The sequence below is a fragment of the Salmonella sp. 32031103-2018-00083-FB-01-SM-01 genome (genome assembly GCF_017571995.1).
GTDB classification, from domain to species: Bacteria; Pseudomonadota; Gammaproteobacteria; order Enterobacterales; family Enterobacteriaceae; genus Salmonella; species Salmonella enterica.
In genome coordinates this window covers 120,922-135,647 of record NZ_JAGEQL010000008.1, presented here as the reverse complement: position 1 = coordinate 135,647, position 14,726 = coordinate 120,922, and the positions used below count along the sequence as shown (strand labels likewise).

The 14,726-nt window shown below is 52.0% G+C and carries 10 protein-coding genes and 1 pseudogene; 5 read left to right on the top strand and 6 right to left on the bottom strand.

Annotated features, from left to right (window positions below):
* Positions 1-73: 73 nt before the first annotated feature.
* The 3 genes from katG to J4614_RS20210 form a co-directional block, all read right to left on the bottom strand.
* The gene (gene katG / locus J4614_RS20220; protein ID WP_000108114.1) at positions 74-2,254 is read right to left on the bottom strand and encodes a catalase/peroxidase HPI; all 2,181 of its coding nucleotides are present in this window, start codon (positions 2,252-2,254) and stop codon (positions 74-76) included.
* 164 nt (positions 2,255-2,418) lie between these two features.
* Positions 2,419-3,309, bottom strand: coding sequence for a methylenetetrahydrofolate reductase (gene metF / locus J4614_RS20215; protein WP_000007507.1), 891 nt, complete (start codon positions 3,307-3,309; stop codon positions 2,419-2,421).
* 194 nt (positions 3,310-3,503) lie between these two features.
* Entirely contained in the window at positions 3,504-5,060 is a 1,557-nt protein-coding gene (locus tag J4614_RS20210; RefSeq protein ID WP_001647007.1) for a bifunctional UDP-sugar hydrolase/5'-nucleotidase, read from the bottom strand.
* Between the two features lie 135 nt (positions 5,061-5,195).
* Here J4614_RS20210 and J4614_RS20205 point away from each other — a divergent pair, with 135 nt between their 5' ends.
* Positions 5,196-6,320, top strand: coding sequence for a hypothetical protein (locus tag J4614_RS20205; protein ID WP_023263120.1), 1,125 nt, complete (start codon positions 5,196-5,198; stop codon positions 6,318-6,320).
* A 234-nt stretch (positions 6,321-6,554) separates the two neighbouring features.
* Positions 6,555-6,985: pseudogene (locus J4614_RS20200) on the top strand (hypothetical protein).
* 62 nt (positions 6,986-7,047) lie between these two features.
* Here the strand turns inward: J4614_RS20200 and J4614_RS20195 are convergent.
* The gene (locus J4614_RS20195) at positions 7,048-9,480 is read right to left on the bottom strand and encodes a bifunctional aspartate kinase/homoserine dehydrogenase II (protein ID WP_000110805.1); all 2,433 of its coding nucleotides are present in this window, start codon (positions 9,478-9,480) and stop codon (positions 7,048-7,050) included.
* A gap of 2 nt (positions 9,481-9,482) precedes the next feature.
* Complete coding sequence (metB, locus tag J4614_RS20190) at positions 9,483-10,643, bottom strand: cystathionine gamma-synthase (RefSeq protein ID WP_000197211.1); 1,161 nt, start codon at positions 10,641-10,643, stop codon at positions 9,483-9,485.
* 264 nt (positions 10,644-10,907) lie between these two features.
* Here metB and metJ point away from each other — a divergent pair, with 264 nt between their 5' ends.
* The 3 genes from metJ (at position 10,908) to J4614_RS20175 (ending at position 14,336) form a co-directional block, all read left to right on the top strand.
* Entirely contained in the window at positions 10,908-11,225 is a 318-nt protein-coding gene (metJ, locus tag J4614_RS20185) for a met regulon transcriptional regulator MetJ (protein WP_000852811.1), read from the top strand.
* Positions 11,226-11,682: 457 nt separating this feature from the next.
* Positions 11,683-13,473 carry an aryl-sulfate sulfotransferase gene (locus J4614_RS20180; RefSeq protein ID WP_023251908.1) on the top strand — a complete coding sequence of 597 codons (1,791 nt, stop codon included), beginning with the start codon at positions 11,683-11,685 and terminating at the stop codon, positions 13,471-13,473.
* Between the two features lie 200 nt (positions 13,474-13,673).
* On the top strand, positions 13,674-14,336 hold the full coding sequence (locus J4614_RS20175) for a TIGR02117 family protein (RefSeq protein WP_023233053.1): 663 nt from the start codon (positions 13,674-13,676) through the stop codon (positions 14,334-14,336).
* Positions 14,337-14,380: 44 nt separating this feature from the next.
* On the opposite strand, the gene rpmE is transcribed toward J4614_RS20175, so the two are convergent.
* A complete protein-coding gene (gene rpmE, locus J4614_RS20170; RefSeq protein ID WP_000715284.1) occupies positions 14,381-14,593 on the bottom strand; it encodes a 50S ribosomal protein L31 in 213 nt (70 codons plus the stop codon).
* Between the last annotated feature and the right edge of the window lie 133 nt (positions 14,594-14,726).

The following is a 14,726-nucleotide window of genomic DNA, read 5'->3' as shown; positions in this document are numbered from 1 at the left end:
GCGGGGATTTTTTTGCCCGGTGGGCATATGAGACGGTAGGCCGGATAAGCGTTAGCGTCATCCGGCATAAGATTTACAACAGATCGAAACGGTCCAGGTTCATCACTTTCACCCATGCCGCGACGAAGTCCTTCACAAACTTCTCGTGCGCATCGCTACACGCGTAAACTTCCGCCAGCGCGCGCAGTACAGAGTTGGAACCAAACACCAGATCGGCGCGGGTTGCCGTGTATTTTACCTCGCCAGTCAGACGATCCCGGCCTTCGAACAGCTCATTAGCGTCGTCGGTGGGCTTCCACTCGTAACGCATATCCAGCAGATTAGCGAAGAAGTCTGTGCTGAGCACGCCCGGTCTGTCGGTAAAGACACCGTTCTGGCTGCCGTCAAAGTTGGTTCCCAGCACACGCATCCCGCCAACCAGTACCGTCATTTCCGGCGCGGTCAACGTTAACTGCTGCGCTTTATCAATCAACAGCGATTCGGTCGTCGACACATCCAGACGCGCACGATAGTTACGGAATCCATCGGCAATCGGTTCAAGCAGCGAGAACATCTCGATGTCGGTCTGATCCTGACGCGCATCCACCCGGCCCGGCGCAAAAGGTACGCTGATGCTGACACCCGCAGCAGCGGCCGCCTGCTCGATACCAACCACGCCCGCCAGCACAATAATATCGGCCAGCGAGGCTTTATTCGTCGTTTTCTGGATCTCTTCTAATACCGGCAGAACGCGAGCCGCAACGGCGTTGACCTCCCAGTCGCGCTGAGGCGCTAATGCCAGACGCGCGCCGTTAGCGCCGCCACGCTTATCGCCGCCGCGGAAAGTAGACGCGGATGCCCAGGCAACCGAAACCATCTCGCTAATAGAAAGCCCGGATGCAGCGATCGCCGCTTTCAGGTTGATAATGTCTTCCTGCGTTGGCTGATAGAGCGGTTGCGGCAACGGGTCCTGCCAGATCAGATCTTCTTTCGGCACTTCCGGTCCGATGTAACGCGCTTTTGGTCCCATATCTCTGTGCGTCAGTTTGAACCAGGCACGAGCAAAGGCTTCATTAAAGGCCTGCGGATCGTTAAGGAAACGACGGGAAATCTTCTCGAACTCCGGATCAAAACGCAGCGTCAGGTCGGTGACCAGCATGGTTGGCTTACGTTTTTTCGACGGATCGAACGGGTCCGGGATGATATCCGGCGCGTCTACCGCTTCAAACTGAATAGCGCCAGCCGGACTACGGGTTTGTACCCACTCATATTTGAACAGGTTCTCGAAGAAATAGTTGCTCCACTGGGTCGGCGTCTGCGTCCAGACCACTTCCAGCCCGGAGGTGATAGCATCCGCGCCAACGCCGCTACCATAGCTGCTGGCCCAACCTAAGCCCTGCGCTTCAATCGGCGCGGCTTCCGGATCGGCCCCTACATGTGATGCCGCTGCCGCGCCGTGGGTTTTACCGAGGGTATGCCCGCCAGCGATCAACGCCACGGTCTCTTCGTCGTTCATCCCCATATTGCCAAAGGTAGCGCGAATAGCGGCGGCGGCAGAAAGTGGTTCGCCGCTGTGATCCGGCCCTTCCGGGTTAACGTAGATAAGGCCCATCTCGGTCGCGCCCAGCGGCGCTTTTGCCAGCGCTTCAGGGTGTCGGTGAGTCAACCAGGCTTTTTCATCGCCCCAGTTCACATCCAGATCCGGTTCCCAGACATCTTCACGCCCGGCGCCGAAACCGAAGGTACGGAAGCCGGAGTTTTCCAGCGCCACGTTACCCGCCAGAATAAACAGGTCGGCCCAGGAAATTTTCTGGCCATATTTCTGCTTAATCGGCCACAACAAACGACGCGCCTTATCCAGGCTGACGTTATCCGGCCAGGAGTTAAGCGGCGCAAAACGCTGTTGACCACGACCCGCGCCGCCACGACCATCAATAGAACGGTAGGTGCCAGCGCCATGCCAGGCCATACGAATAAACAAACCGACATAGCTGCCCCAGTCAGCGGGCCACCACGGTTGTGAATCGGTCAGCAGCGCCTTGAGATCCCCTTTCAGGGCGGAGTAGTCTAACTTGCTAAACTCTTTGCGGTAGTCAAAGTCTTCACCCAGCGGGTTAGAACGGTTGGAATGTTGATTCAAAAGATCCACACGAAGCTGGTTCGGCCACCAGTCGCGGCTGGCAGTCCCTGCGCCTGCGCTTCGGTCATGCCCCCCCTGATGGAAAGGACATTTTCCAGTGGATAACGTGTTATGGGTATCGTCGGTCGTGCTCATATCTCAGCTCCCTTTTAAAGTGTTACCGTTACGATATACACCAGGAGCAAATAGATATAGTTGAATTAATCCACAGATTCGATAGCTAATACCTTTTATATTTTTAGTTACAGAGATGTAGATCAATATGAGGTGTAATAAAGCTCCCGGCAGGGAGCTGGAGATTATAAACCGGGTCTTACGCCCAGCGTGTGGCAAATGGCATAACTCATTTCCGCACGATTCAACGTGTAGAAGTGGAAATCCTTCACTCCTTCGCGGCTTAAAATTTTCACCATGTCCATCGCAATGTTAGCGCCCACCAGCTTGCGGGTTTCTGCGTCATCATCCAGCCCCTCAAACATCAGTGACATCCAGGACGGAATGCGGACATTGGTCATATCGGCAAATTTTTTCGCCTGTTTAAAATTAGACACCGGTAAAATGCCGGGAATAATTTCTACGTCGATACCGGCGGAAACACAGCGGTCACGAAAACGCAGATAGCTTTCCACATCGAAGAAAAATTGGGTTATCGCGCGGTTAGCGCCAGCATCCACTTTACGCTTCAGATTAAGCAGATCGGCCTGCGCGCTTTTCGCTTCCGGATGTACCTCCGGATAGGCCGCTACTGAAATATCGAAATCGGCCACCTCTTTGAGCAAACCAACCAGATCGGCGGCGTACATCTCCGGCTTACCGCTGCCCGGCGGCAAATCGCCGCGCAAAGCGACAATGTGGCGGATACCGTTATTCCAGTAGTCGCGGGCGATGGTGCGCAGTTCATCGCGCGTGGCGTCAATACAGGTAAGGTGCGGCGCGGCCTCAAGCCCAGTACGCTCTTTAATGCCTTTAATAACGCTATGGGTGCGGTCGCGCTCCCCGGAGTTGGCGCCATACGTTACCGAAACAAACTTCGGTTTCAGACTGCTCAGGCGATCGATGGAGTTCCACAGGGTTTGCTCCATTTCACTGGTGCGCGGCGGGAAAAATTCAAACGAAACGTTAATCTGACCCTGTACTTCCGCCAGGCTCTGATTCAGGGCTTCCCGCTGGTTGGCGTGAAAAAAGCTCATACCTTACCTCATCAATCGCATGTTATTATTTGTTGTGTTGTAAACATCTATCCGTTTAGACGTCCAGATGTAAAAATGACGGAAAAGCAGAAGGACGTCAACTGAAAAATCACGCCAAAGAATGAGGAATATTCAGCAAAGTTGAATTTTCTTCATGTCACGCCGCGACACTGAACGCGCCGCGGCAGGGGAAATTACTTCTTCACATCCGCAACGCGCATCCCTTTGAGCTGCTCATCCGTGATGGTGTTGCCCGCCTTAAAGTAATCGACTATCGCATTCGACACATAGTAGCCGCCGGAGGTATTCCGCGCCTGGCCTTCCGTGAATGCCGCAAAACCATCGCCGCCGTCGGCAAGGAAGCTGTTGGTGGCGATGTGATAAACCGCCGCATCGTCAATCGGCTTGCCATTGAGCGTCAGCACGGTAACCCGCTGACCGATACGTTTGCTGCTGTCATACTTCATCTCCAGCCCTTTAGACACCTGCAATACGCCGTTGCTTAATCCGGCGCCATGCTCCATCAGGCTGCGCAATTGTTTACCGGTTAAATCCATCGTGACCAGTTCATTAGGGAACGGGAAGGTACTGATTACCGCCCCCATCGTCACCGCGCCAGCCGGGATTTCGTTGCGGATACCTCCAGAGTTAGTAAGCGCTAACTGGGTGTCTTTCCCCGCCGTAAAAAGCAGCGCATCCGCCGCCAGATTCCCCAGCGACGACGATTCGCCATACGCGCGGGTCAGCTCAACCGGCGACTGCGCCACCGTCTGCTGCACGACTTTATCGAGCTTTTTGTTCCAGCCGTCGATCACCTGTTTCGTTTGCGGATCTGGCTTCCACTCATCAGCAAAAATGGTCTTCAGCTCGAAGTTCTTCACGGTAAACTGATGCGGCTTTTCCTGGTAGTCCAGCACCAGTTTGCCGACATCAATGCCGCCGCTGTCCGTTGAGAGGATCAGCGTATTGCCGACTTTAATCGGTTCCGGCGTACCGACATGCGCGTGGCCGGTAATCAAAATATCCAGCCCTTTTACCTGACTTGCGGTCTGAATATCTTTATCCAGCGCGCGTCGCACATCGGTATTCCCCATGCTGGACTGGCGGGCCGGGGTGCCTTCGTGAATCAGCGCGACGGTCAGATCGACTTTACCTTTAAGTTCATCAATGTAACGTTGCAGCCACTTAATCTCATCGCGTGCCTCAATGCCTACGCGTGTCGCGGCGGAAACCGTATCATTAAAAGCAAAGACACCGTGTAAGCCGATTACGCCAATCTTGACGCCATCTTTTTCAACAATGGTGTACGGCTTATCCCAGAAGGATTTACTGCTGTCCTCATAAAAAATATTGCCCTGCACGATAGGGAATTTTGCCCGGCTCAGTTGCAACAATGTATTGTCCCAACCATGATCGAACTCATGATTACCGATAGTGGCAGCGTCATACTGCATGGTATTCAAAATATCGATAATCGCTTTACCCTTCGTCAGGCTGCTGATATAGGGTCCGGTAAAGTAATCTCCGGCATCAAAAAACCACGTCGCCTTATTTTTGGCTTTTTCCTGCTTCACAAGCGTAGTGATATTGGCCCAGCCGCCAATATCGCGTTTACCGTCAGCAATCCACGGCACTTTATAAGGCTCTACGTGAGCATGAAGATCGTTGGTGTAAATAATGGTGACATCTTTAGCGCAGGCCCAGAACGGCAGTGTGAACAAAATACCGGCAGCAAGCAGTTTTACTTTCATAAATAAGTCCCTTTCAGTCATATAAAGATTCGCTACGTTACGTTCTGAAAGGTTTTTTTATGTGAGAGTCCTCACACCCGCGTACCGTTTTATGAAGGCAGAATCAACGACCTGCCAAAATCGTTGGTAAAATGTATGCCGCCTCTGTTCACCATTAATGCCTGCAAAAGCGCTGGTTGTCGCAATCTTGGGCTGCCTGACTCGCCGGATTATGTGTGGCCGGACTATCGCCTGGGTTATCCGGCATTGCATTGTCGAGCCTGCGGCAGTTATCCACCGCTCTTCAACGAGGGGGAATTTCGCCGCTGGGCGTCTGCTTATATCGCGCAATATGCCAAAGAGCATGGTCACTTTTGCCCCGACTGCTATCAAAAAACATGGATTCGTTATGGACGTAATCCCGGCGGAACGCAGCGACTTCAGTGCCAGTACTGTAAGAAGGTCTGGACGCCAAAACAGCACGCGCTGAATGTCGCCGAAACGCCGGAACAGATTTGCAGTATTCCGCTGCTCGTACCGTTTCAGGGAGCGAATGCCTTCCAGCAATTGTATTTTTTATTCAGTTTTGACGCTGTTCGCGGCAATATTCTTCACCTTTCCAGCAATTTCACGTTACTTTCTGCCGGAAAGAGTTTGCATTACCACTGGAAAGGAATTGCGCCGCCCGAGGGTGAGGATGGCGATATTATCCACCGTATCGCCATTAAAGAACGGCAATTTTTACAGCGCAGTCAGTTCGATGAGATTCAGTATGGCCCGGCGGCGCTTAAACGTAACGCGCAAGGAACAATACTTCGCCCGGTCATTACGGCGCATGGTCATTTTCGGGTGCTGAAAAACCGCTTTCCTGATGTCGCGACACACATCATTGCCCATGAGTGTTTTTTGCGCGGCGCGGTCATTACGGCATGGGCGGAGCGGTTTCGCCAGCGTCTCTCCTCGCTGTGGTTCGTTGAGGAAGAGATAAACGATGACGATTGCCGCGCAGAGTGGCAACTGTTAGGCAAAACATGGCAGGGATGGTGGCAAAATCAGTGGCAACTCTGGGGGCAAGGTCACAACCGCAAAATGGTCTGTTCGTTAACTGGTTCCCACTTAGAACAAGGTGTCGCCGTTAATCTGGCGGCCAGTCGCCGCTTTGTTACCTGGCTATGGCAACAACCTGAATTCCAGCAAAGCGCCCACTATTCCGCCAAACGCGTCACGCAAATTCTGTATTTGCTGACGGAAAAATATAACTCACAATGGAATCACATTTAACCCAATGATGTAATGCCACGCATAAAAAATCACAGATTATCATTCAGAAGGCGCTATAGATTTAATCACCTCACATCCTGCTTTTATACGCTGAAAAAGAATAGAACTATTTGATAAAATGGCCCTTCGTTTTAAGTTAAAATCGGCTATAAACGTTGTTCACATAATAAATATTTATTATCGATTTGAATAGTTCTATACATTCTTATTTTCTATGGAAAACAAGGGATAAATATGGAAATTACTTTACCGTCAATGTCAGATAAAAAATGGACCTGCGCCGATCTCCTGAGTAGCTATCGATTCTGGGGGATCACTTTTTTCTTTTTGGTGCTCTCTTTTATCAGTTCGCTGGGATCGTCGTATGGTGTTTATTTTTGGAGTAAATCACTGTCTATTCCAGCCGATCGTATTGGCGCCATTCTCGTTTGCGTAAATGGCCCATCTGACGTAGTCAGGCTTATCATAGCACAGCAATATTGTGTCTGACGCTTAGCGGCGAAATCCGAACATTGCTGGCGAATGCAAACGAAAATACGGGGATAAAGAGCGGCTGGGCGCTATTTTGGGCCTTGCTGTTCCCACCTGTCGGCATAGCCATTATTCAGGCGAAGATGAACCGATTTATCGTCGCCAATGCAGAAAACGCATCTGACGAAGAATAAACAGATACCCCGGTTTGCCCGCTGCCGGATCTGGCGAAGCCGCTATCCGGCAGGCAGGCGTATTACAATAGCTGCGCCAGGCGGTTGATGTCAGACTGAATCGCCCCGGCGGTCACATCGCGACCCGCGCCCGGCCCACGGATCACCAACGGGTTATCGCGATACCAGCGGCTTTCAATAGCAAAGACATTATCGCACGGCAGCAGCGCCGCCAGCGGATGCTCCGGACGCACCGCTTCAACGCCGACGCGCGCTTTGCCATTGGCGTCGAAACGCGCCACGTAACGCAACACCAGCCCCAGTTCGCGGGCTGCTTCCAGACGCTGTACCATCTGTTCATTCAGCGCGTCGCCGTTTTCGAAAAAGTGATCGATAGACCCTTCTTCACAATGCGCCGGCACCAACGATTCTACACGCACCTGATCCGGCTCGATGTCGTATCCCGCCTCGCGCGCCAGAATCACCAGCTTACGCATGACATCTTTTCCGGAAAGATCGACGCGCGGATCGGGTTCGGTCAGCCCCTGCTGCCAGGCCTGATCCACCAGATCGGTAAACGGCACCGTACCGTCAAATTGCAGGAACAGCCAGGATAGCGTCCCGGAGAAGATCCCGCTGATCGAGAGAATCGTATCGCCGCTGTCAATTAGATCCCGCACCGTGTGGTTGATCGGCAATCCCGCGCCCACGGTGGCGTTATACAGCCAGTAACGCCCGGTTTTTTCAAACGCGTCATGAATCTGGCGATACTTATCGCTGGCGCTTGCGCCCGCCAGTTTATTAGCGCTAATCACATGAAAACCGTGGCTGGCGAAATCCAGATACTGATCGGCCAATTGCTCGCTTGCTGTCACATCCAGCACCACTAAATCATCATACGGATGCGCACGCATCCACAGGAATAGCGACTCTTCGTCCTGCTCAACGGCTTCATCATCAAAGAATGCCAGCGCGCGGCTGGCGTCCAGCCCCTCATAATTCAGCAGGCTACGGCGGCTATCCACCACGCCCGCCAGCACAAATTCAAAACCAGTACGCGCGGAAAGCGTGCTTTGTTCACGGGCAAACAGTTCCAGCCAACGGGAGCCGATGTTCCCCTTACCGAACAGCATCAGGCCGATGCGTTTTTCGGCGCGGAAAACCGACTGATGCAGCCCCTGAATCAGGCTCTCAGTCGGGCCGGTACGCAGCACCGCCACCAGACTGATGCCCTCCTCCGACTGCCAGGTAAATTCCACTGGCTGACCTTTAAGCTGCTGCCAGAAGCGATGGCAGTGTAGCGGATTGCGAGTGACGCCCGCACCGACCATCGCCACCAGCGCCAGCCCCTGCCGCAGGCGCAATTCGCCCGGCAGCCCGACATCGTCGAGGAGTTTCAGTACGCTATCCGCTACCTCGGCGGTATAGCAGAACTGCAATAGCTGGCGATCGCGATGCACGCCCACCGCCAACGGACGCGCCTGCGCCCGTTTTAAAATGTGGTCGAGCTCTTTATGCGCCAGCCTGAAATCCTGGCTGGCAGGCACCTGAAACTCAATCAGACAGATATCATCGTGACTGGTCACGATACGCGCGCCCGTCCCGGAAGCCAGCACACGTTCAATGCGCGTGGAGCCTTGATCCGGCGTGTAGCTACAGCGCAACTGGAGGTCAATATCGCTGCCGGAAACCGGCTGTAGCGTGCGGGCGTGCAGAACAGGCGCCGCCAGACGCGCCAGCTCGCTGGCTTCGTCCAGACGCAGCAACGGCAGCAGGCAGGCATCTTTCACTTTGCGCGGGTCGGCGCTATAAACGCCCGCGACATCGCTCCAGATGGTCACGCGGGAAACACCCGCCAGCGCGCCGATTTGCGTGGCGGAATAGTCGGAACCGTTCCGGCCTAACAGGACTGTTTCGCCGTCGTGATTGCGGCTGATAAACCCGGTCACGACCAGACGTTTGCCAGGATGCTGCGCCAGTAGCTGTTGCAATAAAGGATAAGATAGCCCTTCATCAACCTGCGGCTGTGCGGCGCGTTCGGCGCGTAAAAATGCGCGCGCGTCCAGCCAGGCGGCATCCAGCCCCTGCTGATTCAGGACGGCGGACATCAATCTCGCCGACCAAATTTCGCCGTGTCCGACAATCTCGGCATAGACGGCATCCGTTACGCCGCCGTCGAGCAAGGCGGCAAGACGTTCCAGATCGCTGATAAAAGCGCTGGTTAAGTCATCTGCCGCGTCGGCGGGAAGCAGCCCGCTAATCAGATCGCACTGGTAGCGGCGTAACGTCTGTAATACCTGATGCGCAGAAAGGCGATCGGTCTGGCTTAACTTGAGCCAGCTAATCAACTGGTTGGTGGTACTGCCTGCGGCGGACACTACCATCATATCGTCAGGCTGCGAATACTCCGCCATAATGCCTGCGACACGCAGGTAACACTTCACATCCGCCAGACTACTGCCGCCAAATTTATGCAGTTGACGACCTTTCGCCCCTGCCTGCGCAATCACACTCATGTTTACCCCTTGTTTGCAGCCCGGAAGCCATTTTCCAGGTCGGCAATTAAATCTTCGCCATCTTCAATACCGGTGGAGATACGCAGTAGCGTTTCGGAGATCCCGGCGGCGGCACGCGCCTGCGGCGACATACCGGCATGCGTCATGGTGGCGGCGTGAGAGATCAAACTTTCCACTCCCCCTAAAGATTCCGCCAGCGTAAACAGCGACAGCCCGCCCAGAAAACGACGCAGCGTCTCCTCATCCCCATCCAGTTCAAAACTCAACATTGCGCCAAAGCCTTTTTGCTGGCGCGCGGCAATTTCATGCCCCTGATTTTCCGGCAGCGACGGGTGATACAGTTTTTTCACCAACGGCTGGGTTTGCAGGTAATCCACAATCGCCTGCGCGTTGCGCTGCGCCAGCTCCATACGCGGCACCAGAGTTCGCAAACCACGCAGCAGCAGATAACTATCAAACGCCCCGCCCGTCACGCCAATATTATTCGCCCACCACGCCAGTTCAGTGACCATTTCCGGATCTTTAGCAATCACCACGCCGGCCACGACATCCGAATGACCGTTGAGATATTTCGTGCATGAATGCAACACCAGATCGGCACCCAACGCCAGCGGATTTTGCAGCGCCGGGCTTAAAAACGTGTTATCAACGACGCTCACTGCGCCCGCCTCGCGCGCCAGCCGACAGATTTTCGCAATATCCACCACGCGTAACAATGGATTACTTGGACTTTCTACCAGCACCAGCTTCGGTTTTTCTTCCAGCGCCGCCTGTAAGGCGCGTTCATCGCCCTGATCGACAAACCGCACACGATAACAGCCGCGTGTCGCCAGACTGTCAAACAGACGATAACTGCCACCATAGCAATCATGCGGCGCGACCAGCAGATCGCCCGGCTTGAGGAAAACGGTGGTGACCAGATGAATCGCCGACATGCCGGTATTCGTCAATACCGCGCCCGCGCCGCCTTCCAGTTCCGCTAATGCGCGCTGAACCACATCACGCGTGGGATTACCGCGGCGGGAATAATCATGCGCGCGCGGCTCATTGAAACCGGTAAAGTTATAGGTACTGGAGAGATGGATTGGCGGCACAACGCAGCCGTATTGCTCGTCGTCGTTTAATCCGCTACGCACTGCGATAGTGGCCTGTTTACGCGTCATATGAAGATATTCCTGGCTGAGTCGGTGAAAGTCAGGCCACAGATTAACCACTACCACAATAGACGTCAATACATCTGGACATCTAAACTTCTTTGCGTATAGATTGAGCAAACCGCAAATAGCCGTTAAAATTATATGCATTAGCGCACATCTGCGACCGCTAACTTCGTGTCAGGGCCGCGCCACTACGGTAAACTACGCGCGATTATGGTCCGGGCTCAGGTTCAGACCTCAATATTAATGACGAAGAGGATTAAGTATCTCATGGCTGAATGGAGCGGCGAATATATCAGCCCATACGCTGAGCACGGTAAGAAGAGTGAGCAAGTCAAAAAAATTACGGTTTCCATTCCTCTGAAGGTGTTAAAAATCCTCACCGATGAACGTACGCGTCGTCAGGTGAACAACCTGCGCCACGCCACCAACAGCGAGCTGTTGTGTGAAGCATTTCTGCACGCCTTTACCGGGCAACCCTTGCCGGATGATGCCGATCTGCGAAAAGAGCGCAGCGATGAAATCCCGGAAGCGGCAAAAGAGATCATGCGTGAGATGGGGATTGACCCGGAAACGTGGGAATACTGATAGCAAAGCATGCGGTCAGAACGCCTCTGGCCGCGCTTTTTTAACGATTCCCGCTGTACACGGCTATCTCCGACATTTTTCTAAATGTTCATCTTCCCGAATAGCCCTCGATAGATAAATTTGTCATACATGATAAGTTTCTCTTCGTTATTTTCCTGAAAAAAATCCCCGACATGCCATAACCGATATAATTTTATTATATTTAAACTTCCAATCTTTATTTAAAGTTTCACGTAGCAAAGCGTACATGAATAATAATACACCGCTATGTATTTACTGAACAAATAGTATAACGATGAGTATTGTTAAAAAGACCATGAATACCTCATATTTGTGACCAGCATCATTATTCCCCTCCGCGGATTGTTTTACTTTTTTAAATGTTTTTTTCATCTCCAACAAATAAGGAAGTTAATATACATTCAACTTATCGATAATATCGAATGGGGAAATAAACATGTTATTTACAAGGAAAGTCTTACCTGTATTATGTTGCCTGTGTTTGAGCGGCAGCGTTTTAGCCTCAGGCGTTTTAGACCCAAACAGGCCAATGGTCGCATCAGCAGATGTCATTCCAGTACATGAAGGGCCATTAGGTATGGTCGATGTCGCCCCCTACGGCGGCGTTTTCCCATTAACAGCAATCATTAATAAAGCCAATCATAATGTACAGGACGTGAAGGTTACCGTTTTAGGGAAAGGGGAAAAAGGTATCCCGATCAGTTATGATGTCGGCCCGCAGGCTATAAATACCCATGACGGCATACCTGTATTTGGCTTGTATCCAGATTATGTCAATAAGGTTAAAGTTGACTGGACTGAAGAAGGTAAAAAACAAACTTATACGTGGTCCATTTACGCCGCACCGGTATCATTGCCCTCTACTACCGGGCAAACTGCCGTTCTTCCTACGGTAGAACCGGTTAAAGTCGATAGCTCGCTTAAAAATCGCTTATATCTTTTTAACCATATAACAGGGATGCCAAGAGCCGGCCACATTATGCATGTCGCAGGCGGCGCGGCGAACTGGGATTATACCGGTATCAACTGGATTAGCGATACGAATGGCGACGTTCGCGGCTATATGAATATTGATAAATTCCGTAACCAGGATGATATAACGCGCTTTGGTTCCATGATGAGCTTCCATCAGGTTAACGATGGCAATCTTATTTTTGGTCAGGGTCAACGTTACTTTAAATATGATTTCTTAGGCCGCGTTATTTCCGATAAACGACTGCCAAAAGGATTTATTGATTTTTCGCACGCCATTACCGAAACGCCGAAAGGCACCTACCTGCTGCGTGTCGCAAAAGAAAATTATCCATTAAATGGTAAATACACCATCAATACTGTGCGTGATCATATTCTTGAAGTTGACCAGAACGGCGATACCGTCGATTACTGGGATCTGCCAAAAATCCTCGACCCCTATCGTGACGACGTTATTCTGGCGATGGATCAGGGAGCGGTATGTTTGAGCGTCGATGCCGAACATTCCGGTCAGGTCATGACCAAAGAGCAGCTTGCAAAACAACCCTTCGGCGATATCGCGGGCTCCGGCCCGGGCCGCAACTGGGCACATGTTAACTCCGTCAGCTACGATCCTCGCGACGACAGCATTATCATTAGCTCGCGCCACCAGTCTGCCATCATCAAAATTGGCCGCGATAAAAAAGTGAAATGGATACTTTCCGATCCATCCGGCTGGAAAGGCGAACTGGCGAAAAAAGTGCTGAAACCCGTAGACAGCAACGGTAAACCACTAACCTGCGAAGCGCACCACTGCGACGGTGAATTTGACTGGACATGGACACAACATACCGGTTGGTTAGTGCCATCCAAAAGCACCGGAGGTAAAACCGTCGTGACCGCCTTTGATAACGGCGATGCGCGCGGCATGGAACAACCGGCCATGCCATCAATGAAATATTCCCGCGGCGTGGAATATCAAATTGACGAAAAAAATATGACGGTTTCCCAAATGTGGGAATATGGTAAAGAGCGCGGTTTTGACTGGTACAGCGCCATTACTTCCGTCACGGAATATCGCCCGGAAACCAAAACGATGTTCATGTACTCGGCTACAGCGGGAATGAGCGGTACAAAACCGATCGTATCCGTTCTGGATGAAGTCAAAGACGGTACTCAGGATGTGATGCTGGAGCTAAAAGTACACAGTAACCGTGCCGGTATGCTGGGTTATCGGGCGCTGATTATCGATCCAGAGCAGATGTTTAAAAAATAAAGCGAGATAGTAAAAGTAAAACAGGCGGAAGCTAACTTCCGCCTGAATGGTTAAAACGTATTGTAATTATGACATTCGCCTTATTGCCCTCGAAGAGGAATGCAAAAATATCAATGAATTACCAATCCGGCACCGACCCGATAAACGCAGCGTCATTAGACAAACGCCACAACATACCGCGCCTTTGCTGGTGATATGTCATGAAAAATCTCTTTATCGCCTGGTTAAGTTTATTGCTATATGGCTGCACAACCTTTCCACAAGCCGTAAAACCTACGACAGGCGGACAGCCCTCCCCGACGGAAATCTATATCGTCAGTCATGGCTGGCACACGGGAATTATTGCGCCGGCCCATGATGTTAATACCGTTCTGCCACAGCTTAAAAAACGGTTCGCTCAGGAGACGCAGTGGTATGAAATCGGCTGGGGCGATAAGGGCTTTTATCAGTCACAAGAAATAACCACCGCGCTTACGCTCCAGGCCATGTTCTGGTCATCTGGCGCGGTTATGCACATCGTCGCCTTTTCCGGTCAACCAGAACGCTATTTCGCCGGTAGCGAGATAAAATCACTGCTCCTGCACACAAACCAGCGTAACAGTCTGATGCGTTATCTGGGCCGCAGCTTTGCGCGTGACGCAGAGGGTAATCTGATTCCGTTAAAACAAGGAATTTACGGCGATAGCCAGTTTTACACCGCGAATGGCCGCTACGGCATACTCAATACCTGCAATAAATGGACAGCGAAGGGGCTGGAAAGCGCGGGACTGACTATAAATCCTTCGTTAAAACTCACGGCAGGAAGCGTAATGAAAGCGATTACGGATCACAGAATGTGTCTGAACAAATACTGTTATCCCTAGAAAACAAAAAAAGCGCCCTGCGGCGCTTTTTTTCTGGCGGTAACTTATTTGCTGCCAGGGATGCTGAAGCGCTTGTTGAAGCGCTCAACACGACCACCGGTATCAACAACACGCTGCTTACCAGTGAAGAACGGGTGGCATTTGCCGCACACGTCCAGGTTCAGGTCGTGACCCACGGTAGAGTGGGTTTTGATAACATTACCGCAAGAACAGGTTGCAGTAATTTCTACGTAATTCGGGTGAATACCTTTTTTCATGGGGAACCTCAGTGTAAGGCCGCGTCGCTCTTCCAGCCCTAACGCCAGACACCACGCGAAGTTAATAGTAAAGGGTTTGATGCTCACAACACGCACCAAAGGCGGCGAATCATACAGAATTTGACCACCGTAT